General features: G+C 65.9%; 1 protein-coding gene and 1 pseudogene. Both read right to left on the bottom strand.

What is annotated here, in order from left to right:
- Positions 1-464, bottom strand: a 464-nt coding sequence (locus tag HX846_RS38505; RefSeq protein WP_178967614.1) for an SDR family NAD(P)-dependent oxidoreductase, incomplete at its 3' end; no start/stop codon positions are given.
- A 10-nt stretch (positions 465-474) separates the two neighbouring features.
- Positions 475-847: pseudogene (locus tag HX846_RS38500) on the bottom strand (NADH oxidase); the annotation flags it as partial.

Raw genomic sequence — 847 nt, 5'->3', positions numbered from 1 at the left:
ACGCCGCCCTTGGCCGCGCCATACGGCACACGGTTCACTCCGCGCGTGGCCACGGACGAGACATTGACGATGGCACCGCTGCCCTGCTCCAGCATGTAGGGCAACACGCAATGGCAGCACCACAGGGTCGGGAACAGCGAGCGGCGCACCTCGGCTTCGATTTCGTTCTCGGCGTAGTGCTCGAAGGGCTTGGCCCAGATGGTCCCGCCGACGTTGTTGACCAGGATGTCGATACGCCCGAACCGTGCCTTGGCAGCGGCCATCACACGGGCACATTCGGCATGCTGCTCCAGGTCGGCGGTGAGGATCAGCGCCCGCTCATGCTGCAATTCATGCACGAGTTCCGAGCGATCGACGGCCACCAGCCAGGCGCCCTCTTCCAGCAAACGCTCGGCAACCCGCCGACCGATGCCCTGGGCGGCGCCGGTCACCAGCGCAACCTGGGTGTTGAAACGTGGAGTCATGGGGGATTCCTCAGGCGGCGTCGCCGGTGACGATGGTGTTGGGGGTGAACTTCTCGTAGTGGAAGCTGGCGGGGGTGACACCCTGGTTCTTGAAGTGCTGGCGTACCGCGTCGACCATCGGTGGCGGCCCGCACAGGTACACATCCACGTCGCCATCGTTCAGCACGTCAGCGGCCATGTGCTGGGTGACATACCCCTGCCGGGGGTGCGCGGTCTGGGGGTCGGCCACGCAGGTGACAAAACCGAAGTTGGGCAGGCGTTGGGCGAACGCCTCCAGCGCCTCGACCATCACCAGGTCCTGGTCCCGCGTCACGCCGTAGACCAGCGTGACCGGCCGGGTTTCCTCGCGCTCGGCCAACACTTCAAGCATCGACAGGAACGGC

Source organism: Pseudomonas sp. K5002 (genome assembly GCF_013386655.1).
In the GTDB taxonomy this organism is placed as follows: domain Bacteria; phylum Pseudomonadota; class Gammaproteobacteria; order Pseudomonadales; family Pseudomonadaceae; genus Aquipseudomonas.
Note: the sequence above shows the minus strand (reverse complement) of the source record. Positions and strands in the feature narration are given on the sequence as shown.